Annotated in this window: 18 protein-coding genes; 8 read left to right on the top strand and 10 right to left on the bottom strand. The window is 44.9% G+C overall.

Features of this window, described 5'->3' with window-relative positions; genetic code table 11:
* Positions 1-80: 80 nt before the first annotated feature.
* Complete coding sequence (locus AB6F11_RS08560; RefSeq protein ID WP_017064730.1) at positions 81-617, top strand: RNA-binding S4 domain-containing protein; 537 nt, start codon at positions 81-83, stop codon at positions 615-617.
* A gap of 184 nt (positions 618-801) precedes the next feature.
* On the opposite strand, the gene AB6F11_RS08555 is transcribed toward AB6F11_RS08560, so the two are convergent.
* The 10 genes from AB6F11_RS08555 to AB6F11_RS08510 form a co-directional block, all read right to left on the bottom strand.
* Entirely contained in the window at positions 802-1,245 is a 444-nt protein-coding gene (locus tag AB6F11_RS08555) for a F0F1 ATP synthase subunit epsilon (RefSeq protein ID WP_017060844.1), read from the bottom strand.
* A gap of 14 nt (positions 1,246-1,259) precedes the next feature.
* Positions 1,260-2,645 carry a F0F1 ATP synthase subunit beta gene (gene atpD / locus AB6F11_RS08550; RefSeq protein WP_102398502.1) on the bottom strand — a complete coding sequence of 462 codons (1,386 nt, stop codon included), beginning with the start codon at positions 2,643-2,645 and terminating at the stop codon, positions 1,260-1,262.
* 43 nt (positions 2,646-2,688) lie between these two features.
* On the bottom strand, positions 2,689-3,558 hold the full coding sequence (gene atpG, locus AB6F11_RS08545; RefSeq protein ID WP_017064727.1) for a F0F1 ATP synthase subunit gamma: 870 nt from the start codon (positions 3,556-3,558) through the stop codon (positions 2,689-2,691).
* Positions 3,559-3,604: 46 nt separating this feature from the next.
* Entirely contained in the window at positions 3,605-5,146 is a 1,542-nt protein-coding gene (gene atpA / locus AB6F11_RS08540; RefSeq protein ID WP_104216112.1) for a F0F1 ATP synthase subunit alpha, read from the bottom strand.
* Positions 5,147-5,155: 9 nt separating this feature from the next.
* Entirely contained in the window at positions 5,156-5,707 is a 552-nt protein-coding gene (locus tag AB6F11_RS08535; protein WP_017060840.1) for a F0F1 ATP synthase subunit delta, read from the bottom strand.
* Between the two features lie 11 nt (positions 5,708-5,718).
* Positions 5,719-6,189, bottom strand: a complete 471-nt coding sequence (locus tag AB6F11_RS08530) for a F0F1 ATP synthase subunit B (RefSeq protein ID WP_017060839.1) — start codon at positions 6,187-6,189, stop codon at positions 5,719-5,721.
* 54 nt (positions 6,190-6,243) lie between these two features.
* A complete protein-coding gene (gene atpE / locus AB6F11_RS08525; protein ID WP_004730405.1) occupies positions 6,244-6,480 on the bottom strand; it encodes a F0F1 ATP synthase subunit C in 237 nt (78 codons plus the stop codon).
* A gap of 47 nt (positions 6,481-6,527) precedes the next feature.
* The gene (gene atpB, locus AB6F11_RS08520; protein ID WP_017060838.1) at positions 6,528-7,298 is read right to left on the bottom strand and encodes a F0F1 ATP synthase subunit A; all 771 of its coding nucleotides are present in this window, start codon (positions 7,296-7,298) and stop codon (positions 6,528-6,530) included.
* Between the two features lies 1 nt (position 7,299).
* Positions 7,300-7,701 carry a hypothetical protein gene (locus AB6F11_RS08515; RefSeq protein ID WP_017060837.1) on the bottom strand — a complete coding sequence of 134 codons (402 nt, stop codon included), beginning with the start codon at positions 7,699-7,701 and terminating at the stop codon, positions 7,300-7,302.
* A 717-nt stretch (positions 7,702-8,418) separates the two neighbouring features.
* A complete protein-coding gene (locus tag AB6F11_RS08510; RefSeq protein ID WP_017071346.1) occupies positions 8,419-9,303 on the bottom strand; it encodes a LysR family transcriptional regulator in 885 nt (294 codons plus the stop codon).
* A 157-nt stretch (positions 9,304-9,460) separates the two neighbouring features.
* Between AB6F11_RS08510 and AB6F11_RS08505 the strand changes: the two genes are divergently transcribed.
* The 7 genes from AB6F11_RS08505 (at position 9,461) to AB6F11_RS08475 (ending at position 19,047) form a co-directional block, all read left to right on the top strand.
* On the top strand, positions 9,461-9,859 hold the full coding sequence (locus AB6F11_RS08505; protein WP_017060835.1) for a RidA family protein: 399 nt from the start codon (positions 9,461-9,463) through the stop codon (positions 9,857-9,859).
* Positions 9,860-10,048: 189 nt separating this feature from the next.
* Entirely contained in the window at positions 10,049-11,509 is a 1,461-nt protein-coding gene (locus AB6F11_RS08500) for an aldehyde dehydrogenase family protein (RefSeq protein ID WP_102398504.1), read from the top strand.
* Between the two features lie 206 nt (positions 11,510-11,715).
* The gene (locus tag AB6F11_RS08495; RefSeq protein WP_017060833.1) at positions 11,716-12,711 is read left to right on the top strand and encodes a membrane dipeptidase; all 996 of its coding nucleotides are present in this window, start codon (positions 11,716-11,718) and stop codon (positions 12,709-12,711) included.
* Positions 12,712-12,941: 230 nt separating this feature from the next.
* Positions 12,942-14,549 carry a BCCT family transporter gene (locus tag AB6F11_RS08490; RefSeq protein WP_102398505.1) on the top strand — a complete coding sequence of 536 codons (1,608 nt, stop codon included), beginning with the start codon at positions 12,942-12,944 and terminating at the stop codon, positions 14,547-14,549.
* Between the two features lie 263 nt (positions 14,550-14,812).
* Positions 14,813-16,624 carry a hypothetical protein gene (locus tag AB6F11_RS08485; protein ID WP_102398506.1) on the top strand — a complete coding sequence of 604 codons (1,812 nt, stop codon included), beginning with the start codon at positions 14,813-14,815 and terminating at the stop codon, positions 16,622-16,624.
* Complete coding sequence (locus AB6F11_RS08480) at positions 16,621-17,358, top strand: DUF3726 domain-containing protein (RefSeq protein WP_017066505.1); 738 nt, start codon at positions 16,621-16,623, stop codon at positions 17,356-17,358. The genes AB6F11_RS08485 and AB6F11_RS08480 overlap by 4 nt, the downstream gene beginning before the upstream one ends.
* Positions 17,359-17,754: 396 nt before the next feature.
* Positions 17,755-19,047: an alpha/beta fold hydrolase gene (locus tag AB6F11_RS08475; RefSeq protein ID WP_102398507.1), complete on the top strand. Its 1,293-nt coding sequence runs from the start codon at positions 17,755-17,757 to the stop codon at positions 19,045-19,047.
* Positions 19,048-19,114: the final 67 nt, after the last annotated feature.

Raw genomic sequence — 19,114 nt, 5'->3', positions numbered from 1 at the left:
AATTCAACATGGTCATTTCGTTGTTTTAAGATTACACTGCGCCCAATATTTCAGAAGTACATATTTAGGTAGAGGTCACCATGGACCAAGAACATTACGAAGACGCTGATTACGAAGGCCAAGAGCTGGGCGAAGAAGGCGAAGAGATTGAAATTGAAGCAATTGGTATTGATGTTTCATCACAGCCAATCGAGCTCTACAAAGTGTTTAAAATTGCTAACCTAGTGAGTGGTGGCGGTGAAGCTAAGCACATCATCTCTGAAGGCTACGTAGCGGTAAATGGTGAGCTAGAAACCCGTAAGCGTCGTAAAATGTACGATGGCGACTTCTTTGAATTCAACCAAGAATACTATGTAGTGGTGTGTGATCAGCCAGTACAAGAAGAATCAGAAAAGCCGAAAAAGAAAGAAACGCCTAAAAAAGAGAACAAGGCGAAGAAAGGTCAGTCTAAAAAGGATTCTAAGAAGAAGGAATCTAAGAAAAGCAAAGCAGAAATGCTAAGCGCAAAGGCTGAGCCAAAGAAAGAGAAAAAAGAGAAGAAACCGAAAAAGAAAGCGGATACGCCAAAGCCAACACGTGATGACAAAAGCGGCCGTAATTCGATTGAGTTCTTTTAAACTACAGTTCTAAACGACTGCTCTAAACTGCTTTTCTAAAACGAATCTTTTAAAACTATTCGTTTGAACATCAAGCAACGTTAGACCTAGGTTTTACGTTACGCAGATATCAAAAGGCTCACTAGTTAGTGAGCCTTTTTTGTATTTGTTTGCTAGCACAGCTAACGGCCAATAACGCTTATTCTCAGTGTCTTGTGTGAGAAGAAGTTAGCTCTGATGCACGTAACTGAGCAACGGCTTTCGCTAGTTCTAGCTGAGCTTGTGCAAAGTTAATGTCTATGTTGCCCTTGTTGATGTTCTCTAGAGCGGCATATTTCGCTTCTTCTGCGCGAGCGCGGTCAATGTCTTTACCATGCAAGGCCGTGTCGGCTAATAACGTAACCACATCCGGCTGAACTTCCAGCATCCCACCAGAGACATACAGCACTTGGCCTTCTGATTTAGGGTCTGTAACGAACACGGTTACGCCCGGTTTGATCTTACTGAGAAGCGGGGAGTGACCGGGGCGGATCCCCAGTTCACCGTCAGCGCCAGAAACGGCTAGGGCATACGCTGGACCTGAAAACAGCGTACCTTCCGCACTTACAATATTAAGTTGAAATGTATTATCTGTAATTCCGATAGCCATGGTGCACCTGCCTCTTAGAGTGATTTTGCTTTGTTAAGCACTTCGTCGATAGAGCCACAGTACAAGAACGCTTGCTCTGGGATATCGTCATATTCACCGCTCAATAGACCTTTAAAGCCTCTTAGTGTTTCGCTTAGCGGTACAAAGACACCTTTCTGACCGGTAAACACTTCGGCTACGTGGTAAGGCTGCGTTAAGAAACGTTCAATCTTACGAGCGCGAGATACGGTCTGTTTGTCTTCAGTAGACAGCTCATCCATACCAAGAATCGCGATGATGTCTTTTAGCTCTTTGTAGCGTTGCAGCGTTGTTTGTACTTTTTGTGCAATGTCGTAGTGCTCTTGGCCTACGATCAGCGGATCTAACTGACGTGACGTTGAATCTAACGGGTCAATCGCAGGGTATAGACCCAGTGCCGCGATGTTACGAGACAGTACAACGGTCGCATCTAAGTGAGCAAAGGTTGTTGCTGGCGATGGGTCAGTCAAGTCATCCGCAGGTACGTATACTGCTTGGATAGAGGTGATAGAGCCTCGTTTTGTTGACGTGATACGCTCTTGAAGTACGCCCATCTCTTCAGCCAGTGTTGGTTGGTAACCTACTGCTGAAGGCATACGACCTAGCAGAGCTGATACTTCTGTTCCCGCAAGCGTGTAACGGTAAATGTTATCAATGAACAACAGTACGTCACGACCTTCATCACGGAAGCGCTCAGCCATAGTTAGGCCTGTAAGTGCTACACGTAGACGGTTTCCCGGTGGCTCGTTCATTTGACCGTAAACCATGGCTACTTTGTCTAGTACACCTGCTTCTTTCATCTCGTAGTAGAAGTCGTTACCTTCACGAGTACGCTCACCTACACCGGTAAACACAGAAAGACCTGAGTGGGCTTTGGCGATGTTGTTGATAAGCTCCATCATGTTGACGGTTTTACCTACACCAGCACCACCGAATAGACCAATTTTACCACCCTTAGCGAATGGACAGATAAGGTCGATAACCTTAACGCCTGTTTCTAGAAGCTCAGTGCTGTTTGCTTGTTCTTCATAAGAAGGGGCTTCACGGTGAATCTCGTAGTTTTCTTTCTGACCGATTTCACCACACTCATCGATAGGTTGACCAAGCACGTTCATGATACGGCCTAGCGTTTCTTCGCCGACAGGAACCGTGATTGGAGAGCCTGAGTTTTCAACCGTTAGGCCACGACGTAAGCCATCTGACGTACCCATTGCAATACAACGAACGATGTTGCCGCCAAGTTGTTGCTGAACTTCCAATACTAGCGAGCTTGCTTCGTCGCTGGTGACTTTCAATGCATCATAAACGCGAGGGCTGTTGCCGCCGCTGAATTCGACGTCAACCACAGCGCCGATTACTTTAACTATTTTTCCAACACTCATTCTTAAATCCTCAAATTCTGTTCTGACCCACTTTTTTCTGCCCCTATACAGCTTGGGCACCTGAGACTATTTCACTCAGCTCTTGGGTAATCGCAGCCTGTCTCGCTTTGTTATATACCAACTGCAAATCATCAATCAGTTGGCCTGCATTATCGGTTGCCGCTTTCATGGCGACCATTCGGGCTGCTTGCTCACAGGCAATGCTCTCAACAATGCCTTGATACACTTGCGATTCGATGTATCGATGTAACAGTTCTGAGAGTATGTCTTTGGGTGCTTGCTCATAGATGTAGTCCCAACGACGCGCTTTTTTAGGCTCACCACCTTCCTCAGAATCCGAAGGGTGGGGGAGCAACTGCAAGGTCGTTGGCGCTTGAACCATGGTGTTGACGAACTGGTTGTAAACGAGATACAAGCTATCGATTTTACCTTCGTCGTAATGCCCGAGCATGGCATTCACCGTACCTAAGATGTCTTCTAACTTAGGTGTATCGCCAAGACCTGACGTTTGTGCAATAACGTTGCCGCCGCGTTGGAAGAACGAGATAGCCTTAGATCCCACTAAGGTTGTTTCTACCTCGACTCCCTTGGTGCGCCATTGCTCCATTTCTTCTAACACTTTCTTGAACAAGTTTGAGTTCAAGCCACCACACAAGCCGCGATCGGACGAGATAATGATGTAAGCGACACGCTTAGGTTCACGCTGTTGCAGGTAAGGGTGCTGGTACTCCAGGGAACCCGATGCAACATGAGAGATAACTTTTCGCATGTTCTCGGCGTAGGGCCGAGTTAGCGTCATGTTGTCTTGAACCTTGCGCATCTTACTTGCTGCAACCATTTCCATTGCGCTAGTGATTTTCTGAGTGTTACTGACACTGGCTATCTTGGTGCGAATTTCTTTAGTACTTGCCATAATCTGCTCCTATTTGTTTTGATTTCCAGCTAACAAACCGGAGCACTTACCAAGCTTTCATCCCAACAAAACCTTCTAGGATCTCTTTAAGAGCACCGTCGATTTCGTCATTGTAATCGCCTGTCGCGTTGATTTTTTCGAACAACGCAGGGTTCTGACCTTTGGCATAAGCAATCAGCTCTTCTTCAAAACGGGCAATGTTGTTTAGCTCAACACCGGCCAAGTAGCCTTTCTCTGCTGCGTAGATAACCGTTGCTTGCTCAGCGACTGACATTGGAGAGTATTGTTTTTGCTTCATTAATTCGGTAACACGCTCACCATGGTCTAGCTGTTTGCGCGTCATCTCATCTAAGTCAGAAGAGAACTGAGCAAAGGCCGCCAGCTCGCGATATTGAGCTAATGAAGTACGGATACCACCAGACAGTTTCTTGATGATCTTGCATTGCGCCGCACCACCCACACGAGATACCGAGATACCTGGGTCTACTGCAGGACGTAAGCCTGAGTTAAACAGTTGGGTTTGAAGGAAAACCTGACCATCAGTGATTGAGATTACGTTGGTTGGTACAAACGCTGATACATCACCCGCCTGAGTTTCAATAATAGGAAGCGCCGTTAATGAGCCTGTTTGGCCTTTCACTTCACCGTTAGTGAACTTCTCTACATACTCTGCATTCACTCGTGCTGCACGTTCTAGAAGGCGTGAGTGAAGGTAGAATACGTCGCCAGGGAAGGCTTCACGACCCGGTGGGCGTTTCAATAGCAACGAGATTTGACGGTAAGCAACGGCTTGTTTTGATAGGTCATCATAGATGATCAATGCATCTTCACCGCGGTCACGGAAGTACTCACCCATAGTGCAACCGGCATAAGGGGCTAGGTATTGAAGTGCTGCAGACTCTGATGCTGATGCCACGACTACGATGGTGTTTTTTAGCGCATCGTGGTCTTCGAGTTTACGAACCACGTTAGCGATAGTGGAGGCTTTTTGGCCAATCGCCACATACACACATTTGATGCCAGAATCTTTCTGATTGATGATCGCATCGATAGCTAACGCTGTTTTACCCGTCTGACGGTCACCGATGATAAGTTCACGTTGACCACGACCGATTGGCACCATGGTATCAACCGCTTTATAGCCAGTTTGAATTGGCTGATCAACAGACTTACGTTCGATTACACCGGGTGCAATCACTTCTACAGGGTCGAGTCGGTCACAACTTACTGGGCCTTTGCCATCGATTGGCTCGCCTAATGTGTTGACTACACGACCAAGAAGTCCGTTACCTACAGGTACTTCTAAGATACGACCTGTACCTTTCACTTTCATACCTTCAGAGAGGTCAGTGTAGGGGCCCATAACCACCGCACCTACTGAGTGGGTATCGAGGTTAAGTGCGAGTGCGTATTTGCCACCTGGTAGCTCAATCATCTCGCCTTGCATAACATCAGCAAGGCCATTGATTGTGATGATGCCATCACGAACCGATACGATAGTGCCTTCATTGCGAGCCTCGGTGCTCACATTAAATTTCGAGATGCGTTCTTTGATTAGATCGCTGATTTCATTTGAATTTAATTGCATAATTGTTACCTATCTCGCGTGAAGTTGATGAGCCAATCGGTCAATTGATGTGTTTAAAGAACCATCGATAACGGTTTCACCCGCTTTGATGACCATTCCACCCACTAACGTGTCATCAATAACCTGCTTCATTTCAACCTGACGCTCTAATTTCTTCTCAAGTGCAGCTGTTAGTGACGTAACTTGATCTTGTGTCAGCATTTCTGAACTGGTGACAGTGACAGGCACTACACGTTCATGTTCGTCCTTTAGCTCGCAGTACAATTCAAACAGGTCTCTTACAACAGAAAGGCGGCCGTTCTCGGCCAAGACTCGAATAAGATTAATGACGTGGTCATCAACGAGTCCTTGGCAAATATGAATGATGAGGTTTGCCAGCTCTTCTGTTTGGTGTGTAGAAGCACCTTCTGCTGAAGAAATCTGACTAGCGATCGTTTCTTCTTCCGCGACAGCCACAAGAATGGACAGCATTGAGTGCCACTCTTGTAACTGGTTTTCACCTAAAGCAAATTCAAACGATGCTTTGGCGTAGGGATGAGCAATATTGGTGTAATCTGACATATTGCCTCTCCTTAGAGTTCGCTAATCATTTGGTCAACTAGCGCTCGGTTCGTTGCGGAATCTAGGTTTTTGCTAATCAGTTTCTGTGCACTTTGAATTACTGCGTCTGCCATATCTGCCTGAAGTTCACGGCGTATCTTTTGGCGTTCGCCTTCTAGCTCAGCTCTACCTTGTTCTAAGATGCGTGCCTTTTCTTGCTCGGCTTCTTGTTGCGCTAAGCTGATGATTTCATTGCGGCGTTTTCGGCCCTGTTCAACCAGTTCAGTCACATCTTTTCTTGCATCTTCGATGAGTTGCGCGCCATTTGATTTTGCTAGTTCTAGCTCTTTCGCAGCGTTCTCTGAGTGGCGTAAACCATCAGCGATTTCTTTTTGGCGCTCGTCTAACATCGCGGTGAGAGGGGGCCATACATATTTCATGCAGAGCCAAACAAAAATCACGAATGAGATTGCTTGTCCAAACATGCTTGCATTTAAGTTCATACCTTCCTCACTAAATCTTGATTATGTATAAATCGATCTTTCAAAGCGGTTTGATTAAGCCACGGCGAAGATGATGTATAGACCGATACCAACACCGATCATCGGTACTGCATCCACAAGACCCATCATGATGAAGAATTGAGTACGAAGCATTGGAGTAAGGTCTGGTTGACGCGCAACACCTTCAAGGTATTTACCTGCTAAGTTACCAATACCAGATGCTGCACCTGCTGCACCTAAACCGATCAGTAATGCACCTGCTACATATAAAACTGCGCTTACGATATCCATTTGTATCTCCGATAAATAATTTTTTAGTTAAATTTTTTAGTTATTAATTAGTGGTGTTCTTCTGTTGCCATACCTAAATAAACAACGGTCAGTACCATAAATATAAATGCTTGCAAGAATACGATTAATATGTGGAATAGTGCCCAAGGAACACTCAGTGCCCATTGCATCCACCATGGCATTAATGCGATCAGAATAAATATCATCTCACCTGCATACATGTTTCCAAATAATCGTAAGCCTAGTGATATAGGTTTTGAAATTAATGTTATTAATTCAAGAACTAAGTTAACAGGGTATAAAAGAGGGTTATCAAATGGCTGCGTAGTAAGCTCTTTGATAAAGCCTTTCAATCCTTTATTTTTAAATGTATAAGTCAACAGTAAGATAAATACACCGAGTGCCATCGACATTGGAATATTTACGTCCGCCGTTGGTAGATCTCTAAAGTGTTCTAGACCCATTGCACGACTTAATGCTGGTATGAAATCTATTGGTAATAAATCGACCGCGTTCATTAACAACACCCAAACAAAAGTGGTTAATGCCAGTGGCCCTATTAATTTATCCTCCGCTTGAAAAATCTCTTTTACTAGGTTGTTTACAAAATCAAATATCAGTTCGATAAAACATTGAAATCGACCTGGAACACCGCTGGTGCCCTTAGTCACTACGTATCGAAAAGCTCCAATAAACAGTAAACCCGTAATCCAAGATACCAACATCGAGTCGATGTTGAACGCCCAGAAACCATCACCTGTAGTTAAGAAGGTTAAGTGATGCTCTATGTATTCGTGAGCGGTAGTTACTTGATCCATACTACACGTACTCCGATCTTGTAGAGGCAGTAATAAATGGTGTTAAGAAGTACCCAACCATAGTGAGAATATATGCGTACAATATTACTGGGTTATCCAATTTGAAAAACTGGAACGCCAAGATAAACATTAAGAACGTATAAGTTATTTTCACGACACGACTCATTTGCATTAAGTCACGTAAACTATAATTAGGATTCTTGCGCACCTTTAGGCTTGCATATATAAAACCAAACAGCGGAGGTAGCATCGCAATTCCGATACCCAAAGCCGACGATTCCATATCTACTTTATTACCAAAAAACACTTCATATAAAACTACACCGACGGCTAATACTACTTGGCAGAGAACAACTCTTTTAGCAGCAACAAGAATGTCACCACTTATCCCATTAAGCCTCATAATAAAACCTTATATTTAACAGTGTAAGCTCATATAAAACACAGTTTGAATATGTCTTGCTACTCGCATTTACTTGTTAATAAAAATTTGCTTGTTAACAAAGAGATAATCTTGCTGGTCTTATATCTCCTGACGAAATAGAACGATATAAACTAGTTCGCTCTCGTTTCGACAAAATATAAACTACGCCTAAAATTATGTGATCAAAACGACAAATATTGATATCAATAATTCCATTTTTGAAATGAATGTTTTTCATTTATGAAAGTAATAGTTCTATCACTTTATTCATGAATATTTAAGATGCTTTATCCTTGTGAAAAAGAGGGTCTTTTTAGAAGGGAGTAGCGAGCTAAATTTTCAACTTATGATCTTATCAATTAAGACTATTCAAACACTTAGGTTCATTTACAAGCTGAGTTGTGAAGTGTGATTTTGGTAGGGGTTAAGCTTGTTTGAGGCAATGATGGAAGATCTGGTTTTTCTGGTAAATTAAACGTACGTCGCTCCTTATCAATAAGCGAATATTTTTTATATTGTCGTCAGCTTGTCACTATTTGCGTGCGCGAGAGTGAAAATTCAGCGCCTAAATGTTGATGATATAGGAGTGAAATGGGGGACTGGGTGTGCGAGAAGCATGGTGCGGAGAAGAAACACCGAGTTTTGAGGAAGTAAATGGCAGCAGAGCGCTGCCTAATTTACTTAATCTAGGCTCTCTTATGACTCTTCATAACTGAGGTATTGAATACATAAGTCATGGAAAGCCTGTGCTTGTGGCGAGATCGTACGATCAGACAGTCTGAAAATGCCGATTTGTCGTTGCAAGGGTGGGTCAATTAGCGGAATCCACACCAAGCGGGTTTCATTGGTTGGGAAAGCCAGCTTAGGTAGCGTGGTCACGCCTATCCCGAGCTCTAACACCGAAAAAAGCGAGGTAATGTTCTCGACAGAGTACAGGGCTTGTTCGCTGAGCATGCGCGCAGGTGTTGGGTCCAGTAGGGTGCAAGTCCCGTTACGAATGAAGGGCTGCTTTAACAAGGTTTGCCATTCGATTCCTTCCTGTTGAGAGGCGATAGGGTTATCTTTGAGGCACACCACACCGATAGGATCAGAAAGCAAAGGCGTGAAGTCGATGCTCTCTTCTTCTAAATGGGAGCTATTACCGAGGGCAACATCCACCTCGCCAGAGAGTAATCTTGCTTCTACCCCTGCCGCATTATCATCAATCAAACTCACTTCTACATTCGGGTACTGCTCACAAAATGCCCCTAAAACACTAGGGATGAGTTTTGCGGCCACCGAAGGCACGCTCGCTATTCGAACTCTTCCTTGTTGTCCTGCTGCCGCTGCGCGTAAGTCATTGTCTAATGCTTTGTAAACGTTCAGAAATTGAATGATCTTGGGCAAACATATTTCTCCAAAAGGCGTCAGTGTCGATTTGTTGCCTGTTTCAAACAGAGGTTGGCCGAGTATTTTTTCCAACTCTTTTATCGAAGTCGAAAGTGCCGCTTGCGATCGATTTGCACGGTGAGATGCCGCTCTAAATCCACCTTCTTCGACCACCAAAACGAAATGTTTTAACTGTTGTAGCTTAATACTCATGACTCCGATCCTTCTCTAGCCCTTGCTATACCTTACTTTTCGCAAGGTGATAGATTTTATTTATCAAATGCACAAAATTTACCGTTAGATTTATCAGGCGTCAAGGTGCAGTATTTAACCATCTTGAAACATAGTTGTTACAAAGTTGGATAAAATCGTGAACGCACAAACTAAAAAACACCCAGTAAAAACCTCTCTTTTTGCTTCAAAAGCACCACTAGAGTGGGCAATCGTTAATAACGGCACTCTATACACTGCGCAGATTCCAATCGATGAAACGGGCGCAGTAGTAGAAGGCGGTATTGAAGCGCAAACGCGTCAGACTTTTAACAACCTTGTTCATACGTTGGAGTGTGCAGGCGAATCGATGGATTCTGTGCTGCAGGTTCTGATTTACGTGACAGACCGTGAATACCTAAAAACGGTAAACAGCGTATATGGAGAATACTTCAATGCACCTTATCCAAACCGTGCTGCGGTCGTCGTTGCAGGGTTAGCAAGAGAAGAAATGTTGGTTGAGTTCGTGGTTTACGCATCAGCCTCTCAACCTGAATAAAGATACTGTGAACTGAGGCAATTTGCGGATTAAAGCTGTTTTGAATTAAAGCGGTCTATTGATACAAGCGACTTGGTTCAGTTTTAGATACAAGATTTAAACGTAGTTACTTATATAAATTAACGTTTTATTCATTAATCAGATGGTTGCCAGACTCAACCGCAACCTAACCGTTACAAGGACAGAATGATGACTCAATTACAGAATGTTCAAGCAGAAAACGCACTTTACATTGGCGGCGAATGGCAAGCGGGTGTAAGCACCGTAGCGAACATTAACCCATCAGATATTTCTGAAAACATCGGTAACTTCGCACAAGCAAGTGCTGAACAAGTTCAACAAGCGATTTCAGCGGCAAAGCACGCTCAACCAGAGTGGGAAAAAACTCCGATTGAGCGTAAACAAGCAGTGCTTCAAGCAATTGGTGATGAGCTGATTGCACGTTGTGATGAACTGGGTACGTTACTTTCTCGTGAAGAAGGTAAGCCTTTTGCTGAAGGTCGCGGTGAGATTTACCGTGCAGGTCAGTTTTTCCAATACTTCGCGGCTGAAGTGCTTCGCCAAATTGGTGACAACGCAGATTCTGTACGCCCGGGTGTTTCTGTAGAAGTGACTCGCGAAGCGGTGGGCGTTATCGGCATTATCTCTCCTTGGAACTTCCCGACAGCAACAGCAGCTTGGAAAATTGCTCCAGCATTGGCTTTCGGTAACAGTGTTATCTGGAAACCAGCAAACCTAACACCAGCAAGTGCGGTTGCGCTTACTGAGATCATCCATCGCCAAGGTATCCCTGCAGGTACGTTTAACCTTGTATTGGGTAGCGGTTCAACGGTAGGTGATGCACTGATCAACTCTAAAGAAGTGAACGGTGTGAGCTTTACCGGTTCTGTTGACACGGGTCGTAAAGTGGCAGCGGCTACAGCGCCAAACTTCGTTCGTTGCCAACTGGAAATGGGCAGTAAGAACGCGCTGGTTATCGCTGATGATGCAGATATCCAAACCGCAGTTGAAGCAACTATTGCCGGCTCTTTCTCTGGTGCAGGTCAAAAATGTACAGCGTCTTCTCGTCTTGTTGTTATGGATAGCATCCACGACCAGTACGTTGAAGCACTGATTAAACGTATGAGCGAGCTGAAAGTGGGTCACGCATTAGAGGAAGGCGTTTTCATGGGCCCAGTTGTGGACGGAAACCAGCTTGAAGCAAACCTAGGTTGGGTTGAGAAAGCGCGTCAAAGCGGCGGTGAACTGGCATTCGGTGGCGAACGCTTGAGCATGCAACACGAAGGTTTCTACATGTCTCCAACGTTGTTCTTGAACACTAAGAACGATTGGGAAGTGAACCAAGAAGAAGTGTTCGCACCAATGGCAAGTGTGATTCGTGTCGCTGACCTAGAAGAAGCGATTGCGACAACCAACGACACTCGCTTCGGTCTAACAGGCGGCATCATTACTCAGAGCCTACGTACTAGCGCAATGTTCAAGCAACAAGCGCAGACCGGTTGTGTGATGGTCAACCTACCAACAGCAGGCACGGATTACCACGTACCGTTTGGTGGTCGTAAAGAGTCTAGCTTCGGTCCTCGTGAGCAAGGTCAATACGCGAAAGAGTTCTACACAGTGGTTAAGACGGCTTACCAACGTCCTTACTAATCCACTTTCTAAATAAGAATTGGATAGCTGAATTAACTTCCTAGCTATCCAGCTATCGAATTGGCCTGATTCACAGAGTCAGGCCAACATTCAAACCAAAGCAGCAAACGAACTTAGACAAGTGATTTAACCCATTTTTGAAAACATGTTATTTGAGCGTGTTTTCAAAACCGAGCTAGAACACTGAGCTTTCAATAGGAGTGGTTATGTACCAGCAACGGATTGTTATAGATGGATTGCAATACTGCAATTGGAACAGAGAATATTTCCAAACACTAAAGGCGAGCGGCATTACAGCAGTTCACGCTACCGCGGTTTACCACGAGACGGCTCGTGAAACCTTATCTCGCTTTGCAGAATGGAATTTAAGATTCGAGCAGAACGCAGACCTTATCATGCCGATTCACTCAATGGCTGATGTCGAGACTGCAAAAGCGACTGGCAAAGTCGGCATTTTCCTTGGTGCTCAAAACTGTTCTCCAATCGACGATGAGATCGGTCTTATCGAAGTGATGCGTAAGCAAGGTCTTTTGATCATGCAACTGACGTACAACAACCAGAGCTTATTGGCGACGGGTTGCTACGAGAAGAACGACACAGGTATTACTCGCTTTGGTAAACAAGCCATCGAAGAGATGAACCGAGTGGGCATGATCATAGATATGTCTCACAGTGCAGAGCGCTCAACACTTGAAGCTATCGACTTGTCTTCTCGTCCTATTTGTATCAGCCATGCGAACCCGACGTTTGCTCATGATGCACTACGAAATAAATCAAACGATGTAATTAAAGCTCTAACCGCACGCGGCGGCTTAATCGGATTCAGCTTGTACCCATTCCACCTACCAAACGGCAGCCAATGTACCTTGGAAGATTTCTGCCAGATGGTTGCGACTACGGCTGACATGGTCGGCGTAGAGCACCTCGGTATTGGCAGTGACCTATGCTTAAACCAACCTCAAGCCGTTCTTGAATGGATGAGAAATGGTCGTTGGTCTAAAGCAATGGACTACGGCGAAGGCTCTGCGAACAACTCAGGTTGGCCAGATGCGTTGCCTTGGTTCTGTGGTAGTGCGGGTATGGAAAACATATATAACGGATTGATGCGTCATGGTTTCAGCGAGTCTGAAGCTGGGCAAGTCTTGGGAGAAAACTGGTTTAACTTCTTGAAAGATGGCCTAGAGCCTCAAACCAAGGGTTAACGGTTTCTCGCGAGCCATCATCGAATTAGCAGCCTTCTAACAAACGTTCAATAAGCAAGTGCTGCTTAAACCAATTTCACTATTCAAAAGGAACAACGGTCTATTTCGCAACGCGGTAACCCAAACATGGATTAGCCTGCCCAACACAAAAAACAATAGGGCAGGTGTTAAATACACCCTTGTAGTCATCATTCAAATGACAGCTGCAAAGAAACCTCTGGAGTCAGAGTATGTCTGATTTAACCAATAGCGTGAAATCTTCAAGCTTAAATGCGGGTCAAGCACACACAACAATTAATGCAAAAAGCAACACAAACGAGTCTGAGTCTACGTCAGACAAATTAGGCCTATCCAACCCAGCACTTTGGTACAGCGGCGGTTTTATCGCTCTGTTCGTGGCACTTGCTCTATTTGATGGCGAGCTGTTATCAAGCCTAGTAAATACGGGCTTTGCATGGTCTGTAAAAGTATTCGGTCCTTACTGGCAAATGCTTCTTCTTCTGACTTTTCTTATTGGTCTTGGCCTGGCGGCAGGGCGAACAGGCAAGGTTATCCTAGGCGGCATCGCTAAACCTGAAATGGACGGCTTCCGTTGGATGGCGATCATCTTCTGTACGCTACTGGCAGGTGGCGGTGTATTTTGGGCAGCAGCAGAGCCTATCGCTCACTACGTTAGCCCACCACCATTGTACGGCGCACAAGAAAATGCACAGCAAGGCGCGGTGAATGCTTTATCGCAATCCTTCATGCACTGGGGTTTTCTAGCATGGGCCATTGTCGGTAGCTTAACGTCTATTGTGGTGATGCACCTTCACTACGACAAAGGCTTACCGCTTAAACCTCGTATTTTGCTTTACCCAGTTTTAGGCGAGCGAGCATTGAAAGGTCACACCGGCGCATTGATTGATGCATGTTGTATTGTCGCAGTAGCGGCGGGCACCATTGGTCCTATCGGCTTCTTAGGCTTGCAAGTGAGCTACGCACTGAACGCACTGTTTGATATTCCTGATGGCTTCACGACGCAGCTTATCATCATCCTGTTCGCTATCGTTCTATACACATTGTCGGCATTAAGTGGTCTTAACCGCGGAATGCAAATGCTAAGCCGTTACAACGTAATTTTAGCAATGTCATTGATGGTCTACATTCTGATCTTCGGCCCAACAAACTTCATTTTCAATGGCTACATCCAAGGTTTAGGCAGCATGATAGACAACTTCATCCCAATGGCAACATACCGTGGTGACGAAGGTTGGTTGAGCTGGTGGACAGTATTCTTCTGGGGTTGGTTCTTAGGTTACGGCCCAATGATGGCAATCTTCATCGCACGTATTTCACGCGGTCGTAGTATTCGCCAATTGGTATCAACCATCAGTCTTATTGCACCGTTCGTAACATGTTTCTGGTTCACCATTGTTGGCGGTTCTGGCCTTGCGTTTGAAATTGCAGACCCAGGCAGCGTAAGTAAAGCGTTCGAAGGCTTTAATTTACCTGGCGCGCTACTGGCAGTAACTCAGCAACTACCAATGCCAATGCTTATCTCTATTCTGTTCTTGATCTTGACGACGATCTTCATCGTAACGACAGGTGACTCAATGACTTACACCATCAGTGTGGTAGTCAGCGGTGAGACAGAGCCTAACGCAATTATTCGTACTTTCTGGGGTGTGATGATGGGGGTAACAGCATTGATTCTGATTTCCCTAGGTTCCGGCGGTATTTCAGCGCTGCAATCATTCATAGTTATCACAGCGGTACCGGTGTCCTTAATCTTGCTGCCATCACTTTGGAATGCGCCTCAAATCGCAATCAAGATGGCGAAAGATCAAGGCTTATAAAACATCAATGCCGGTATAAAGAAGAAAATGTAGAGATAAAGCTCTCTAAAAACTGAAGATAAACAAGGTGTGAGCCTTTGAAAGAAGGCTGATACAAGATTCCGGAAGGAAGATAAAAACCGTACTGGTGAAGATACACCGGGCGGCACGTATTTAGGTCAATCGATCTAGTCAGGACAAATAATAAGTGGCGAGTTCGCTTGCCTCGATAATATCAATAACGATTAAAAACGTGAAAGCTAACCAACATACTGTCGCTATATATGCTTCAAAAGACAGCAACGATCGGTTCTGAATGGCTAGCAAAATCCTATAACTATAAGGTGGTGAGCAAAATGGATGCACATCGTTCTACCTACACTGAATCAGCACTACGTGACGCAACGGTCGTCATGGCACCGGAAAGACTGGGTGCTATGCACCAAACACGCATCAGCTTCGTAAGAACTCTGATTCGTAAAATGGCGCAACAGCAATGGAAAGTGACTAAGCATGAGTGGCAACTAGACGCTCGAGGTTTTGGTCATGTTATCTATAAGCTAGAGACGCCAAATCATGTTTATCATTTGGTTGTTTTCTGCGATGAGATTGCAGACGACGAACGAAATGACCGTGTAATTGCTGAAAAGTGGGACGTAACGTTTGCTCTGGTTCTTGGTGATGTTGATGTCACCCTACTTGAGAGACTTCGTGCGAATGTACCGCTACAAGAAGCAGGCCGTAACCCTAACAATGTGCTTGTTTTAGCGCGTGCCAACAAAAGTGTACGAGTGTTTGAACATATTGTTAGTCACTTGGCTAAAGGTGTTCAACCAACGCCAAAAGAGCTAGCGGAAGTTGGCTACATCCTACGAACCACAGCGGTTTATGGTAATGGTAAGTTTGGTATTGCTGACTTTAAAATCTTGGAAAAGAATCCAGATTTTAATCAATCGTTCAGTGCTCAAATGTGTGCTGTTTATATGCTGCGTGAGTTCAGCCTAGATTGGGTTCATTACCTAGCGGAGCAACAGGGCGGTGAACAAGCGACTACCTTGCATAGAGGATTACAGCGTTACCTTGGTGTTGGTAATGCGACTGGTTTAGGCATGGCGCCATACCTTATTAACCACCCAAGTATTGTCGATCAATGGATGACAACCCGTGAACATGCATTGGCGGACGTGTTGGCTAGTCAGACCGATACGGCGTTGATCGAGCCACTACGTAGATACGTTAAAAAAGCGATTTGTCATTTAGAACAAGTTGTTACCATCAATGAAAACCAGCAAGAGTTGAACAAAACCGCTGTTGATGAGTTAAAACACGCAGAACAGTCACTAGAAGCTTCTGTAAACCATTGCGATACATGGGCGCAGTTAGTTGAACAATCTAAGCACATGAGTATGGAAGCCCAAGAAATCCTTATCTCATGCTTGATGGAATTGTACCCAGAATTAGTGGACGCCCATCAAGAGCAAATGAATTGTAGCGAAACACTCTCGCTTCCTAGTGGCAAAAAGATCCAAGACCTATTGGTTGTGTTAGAAGAAAAGTACCGTTGGGCGATCACGACTGACTTTACGAAAGCAGAAAATAACTACTGGTTCTGGTATCGCTCTCAGGACAAAGAAGAGCCAAGGCTCGGTGTTCGAGGAGAAGAAATTGGTGAAGAGCGTGAGCTGCCATTAGATATTGGTCGTCAAGCTTACCGTCTGTACCACTCCTTATTACAGTTCACACCAGAGCTTTCTCTAGCAGAGTTCTTGGTAAAACAACCGCAGCATCGTGCCATTGCGCGCCGTGTGTGGACGTTAGGTAACAAGGCGATGGGCGACATTCAAATGAACGTGCTGCACCAAGACTCGCCACCAATGCATTTGCTGCGTTGTAAGCTAGCGATGTTTGGAGCGACTAAGTTTGATCCTCGCTCAGACCGTTGGGTACGAGTGACGTTTTTCCAAGGTGCACCGTTGCTTGATGAAATTCATCAGGACGAATGGGTGTTCCCAATCTTACCAAGTGAAGCGGAGATCGCTGACTCAAATAAAGTTCCTACACATATCAACGCTCAACATGGAGGTAAATCGTTATGATCGTTTCTCACAATGAACTGGTAGCGGCCGTTAATAAAGCCTTTCTGGGTATGCGTCGTACATGTGGTGAAGCCGATGTGATAGCGAACATGGTGGCAGATTTACAAATGGTTGGCTTGGATGGTGTTCGTCATTTTAACAATGCGAGCAACTTTATGGGGCTAGAAGACGATTGCCCTGTAGACATCCAAGTGACAAGCGACAACACAGTTGAAGTGGACCTGCACAAGGCGAGCTTAGCGTGTCATCTTCCTGTGGTGATGGATTACGCCATTGAAAAAATGGTCGGTAAAAAGACGCTGAAAATCGAGCTAAACAACTGCCATAACCGTTGGTTAGCGTACAGTGAGCTTGTAAAACTCGCAGCGAAAGGCATCGCGTGTACTGCACGTTGGGACAATGGCTCAAACCCTAAGAGCACCTTGTATGTGCTTAACCGTGGTTGCGTTGCACCAGAACTGTTTTTATCAGATTCGCCACTGACATCGGACGATCATATCCACAATATGACCATCGAGCTTTCCGTCCAGGATTTCGATATCGAACGTTTGTCAGATGGCTACCAAACACACATTGAATCGGAAGCGCTTTTTAAAACTCAAGAGAAGGCGTGGAACGAGGGCATTGAAGTTGACGATGGAGAGTGGGGCGCGTTGAAAGAAACGGCGACGGCTATCCTTGTTGAAAACAGCCAACGTTCAATTCAAGGTGCAGGTGAGCTCGAGGCTTCTTAGCTTTGTTTTATAGAGCTATAAGTTACAGAAGCTCAGTTTATAGATCTTTGGCTTATAGAAACTAAACCTTTAAAGCCTGAGCTTGTTCAACCTAAAAACCTCATTTACAACAGATAAAACCAAAGAGCTTAACGTATCCTCACCTCGTTAAGCTCTTTTTATTTGTGTCCCACTTTTGTTCTTCTTCTCAATAGATCACATCTTAAACTCTCTGTTTTGACACAAGTTGTTACGCGTTGAAGGTAAATTAAGCAATTAGATGAAGTACCTTCACATTCAGGTTCAACAAACGGTTTCATTTACAAGCTAGTATGCGTATCTTGCTAACTACGGTGCCAAAGGGTGCCATTTTTATTCGTACCAATGACTTTAGAATCAGATAAAAAGGAATGAAGCGTGCAAGCTAACTTTATTGATGGAACCACCCTGTACCGTCAGCACTCTTTCGAGTTGCCACTTGATTATCAAGCCAAAGATGGACAACAGATCCAAGTCTTCGCACGTGAGCTGGTTGATCTCGCTAAAGATGAGCAAGAGCTGCCGTGGTTGATCTACTTTCAAGGCGGCCCAGGTTTTCCTTCTCCACGGGTGAGTGGTCAATCGGGTTGGCTAAAGCGTGCATTACAAAACTACCGTGTTCTGCTTCTAGACCAACGTGGTACTGGCAACAGCACGGTTATCAGCCATGAAACTTTGGCGCATTTGTCTCCAGAACAACAAGTCGAACACTTAACGCATTTCAGAGCGGATAACATCGTTCGTGACGCTGAAGCGATTCGTGAACAGTTTGGTATTAAGCAATGGTCGACGATTGGTCAAAGCTTTGGTGGCTTCTGTACACTGAGCTATTTGTCACTGTTCCCACAGAGCTTGCAGCGTTGTTATGTGACGGGCGGCATTCCTTCTATTGAACGAGAAGCTGACGATGTTTATCGTGCGACTTACAAGCGTGTAGAAGACAAAAACAGAGCTTTCTTTGCTCAGTTCCCACAAGCACAAGCTATGTGTCGCGAGATCTCTGATTACCTGCTCAACAACGATGTGAGACTGCCAAACGGTCAGGTGTTCACAGTTGAACAGTTCCAGCTAATAGGTATTAATCTTGGTGGCGGCGAAGCAAACCTTCCAATGTATTTCACACTGGAGAGTGCGTTTGTTGAAGTGAACGGTAACAGACAGCTGAGCTACAGCTTCCTAAATCAAATGCAGCAAGAGCAGGGTTACTTAACTAACCCAATTTACGCAATCTTGCATGAATCGATTTACTGTCAAGGTACAGCGTCTAACTGGTCTGCACATCGTGTTCGTGAGCAGTACCCACACTTCAACTACCAATCGGGCAGTGAGTTCTGGTTTACTGGTGAAATGGTGTACCCATGGATGTTCGACCAACTTGAAACGCTAAAGCCACTGCGTGAAGCCGCGAACATGTTGGCTGAAAAGTCGGACTGGGGCACTTTGTACAACGCAGAGCAGTTGAGCAAGAATACAGTGCCAATGGCGTGTGCCGTTTACGCCGATGACATGTACGTTGAGTTGGATTACAGCCGTGAAACATTGGCGAACATTCCTAACTCGAAAGCGTGGATCACCAATGAATATGAACACAATGGCTTGCGAGTAGACGGCGAAAGGATTGTCGATAAATTGATGACGATGGTTGAAGCGTTAGAAAATCTGCCAAAGTAATCAAGCTATTTGCACTAGAAACAAGATGCGTTAGAAGCTTTCTACTTTAGAAACTATCTACGTTAGA

Source organism: Vibrio sp. 10N.247.311.14, from assembly GCF_041467715.1.
Classification (GTDB): Bacteria; Pseudomonadota; Gammaproteobacteria; order Enterobacterales; family Vibrionaceae; genus Vibrio; species Vibrio crassostreae_C.
This window is presented reverse-complemented; position numbering and strand designations above follow the sequence as displayed.

What these genes read in the sequence shown, in the direction of transcription:
- AB6F11_RS08555 (WP_017060844.1), bottom strand. Translation starts at nt 1,245, where the DNA reads ATGGCTATCGGAATTACAGATAATACATTTCAACTTAATATTGTAAGT.
- atpG (WP_017064727.1), bottom strand. Translation starts at nt 3,558, where the DNA reads ATGGCAAGTACTAAAGAAATTCGCACCAAGATAGCCAGTGTCAGTAAC.
- atpA (WP_104216112.1), bottom strand. Translation starts at nt 5,146, where the DNA reads ATGCAATTAAATTCAAATGAAATCAGCGATCTAATCAAAGAACGCATC.
- AB6F11_RS08535 (WP_017060840.1), bottom strand. Translation starts at nt 5,707, where the DNA reads ATGTCAGATTACACCAATATTGCTCATCCCTACGCCAAAGCATCGTTT.
- AB6F11_RS08515 (WP_017060837.1), bottom strand. Translation starts at nt 7,701, where the DNA reads ATGAGGCTTAATGGGATAAGTGGTGACATTCTTGTTGCTGCTAAAAGA.
- AB6F11_RS08530 (WP_017060839.1), bottom strand. Translation starts at nt 6,189, where the DNA reads ATGAACTTAAATGCAAGCATGTTTGGACAAGCAATCTCATTCGTGATT.
- AB6F11_RS08560 (WP_017064730.1), top strand. Translation starts at nt 81, where the DNA reads ATGGACCAAGAACATTACGAAGACGCTGATTACGAAGGCCAAGAGCTG.
- AB6F11_RS08500 (WP_102398504.1), top strand. Translation starts at nt 10,049, where the DNA reads ATGACTCAATTACAGAATGTTCAAGCAGAAAACGCACTTTACATTGGC.
- AB6F11_RS08485 (WP_102398506.1), top strand. Translation starts at nt 14,813, where the DNA reads ATGCTTCAAAAGACAGCAACGATCGGTTCTGAATGGCTAGCAAAATCC.
- atpE (WP_004730405.1), bottom strand. Translation starts at nt 6,480, where the DNA reads ATGGATATCGTAAGCGCAGTTTTATATGTAGCAGGTGCATTACTGATC.
- atpD (WP_102398502.1), bottom strand. Translation starts at nt 2,645, where the DNA reads ATGAGTGTTGGAAAAATAGTTAAAGTAATCGGCGCTGTGGTTGACGTC.
- AB6F11_RS08480 (WP_017066505.1), top strand. Translation starts at nt 16,621, where the DNA reads ATGATCGTTTCTCACAATGAACTGGTAGCGGCCGTTAATAAAGCCTTT.
- atpB (WP_017060838.1), bottom strand. Translation starts at nt 7,298, where the DNA reads ATGGATCAAGTAACTACCGCTCACGAATACATAGAGCATCACTTAACC.
- AB6F11_RS08495 (WP_017060833.1), top strand. Translation starts at nt 11,716, where the DNA reads ATGTACCAGCAACGGATTGTTATAGATGGATTGCAATACTGCAATTGG.
- AB6F11_RS08510 (WP_017071346.1), bottom strand. Translation starts at nt 9,303, where the DNA reads ATGAGTATTAAGCTACAACAGTTAAAACATTTCGTTTTGGTGGTCGAA.
- AB6F11_RS08490 (WP_102398505.1), top strand. Translation starts at nt 12,942, where the DNA reads ATGTCTGATTTAACCAATAGCGTGAAATCTTCAAGCTTAAATGCGGGT.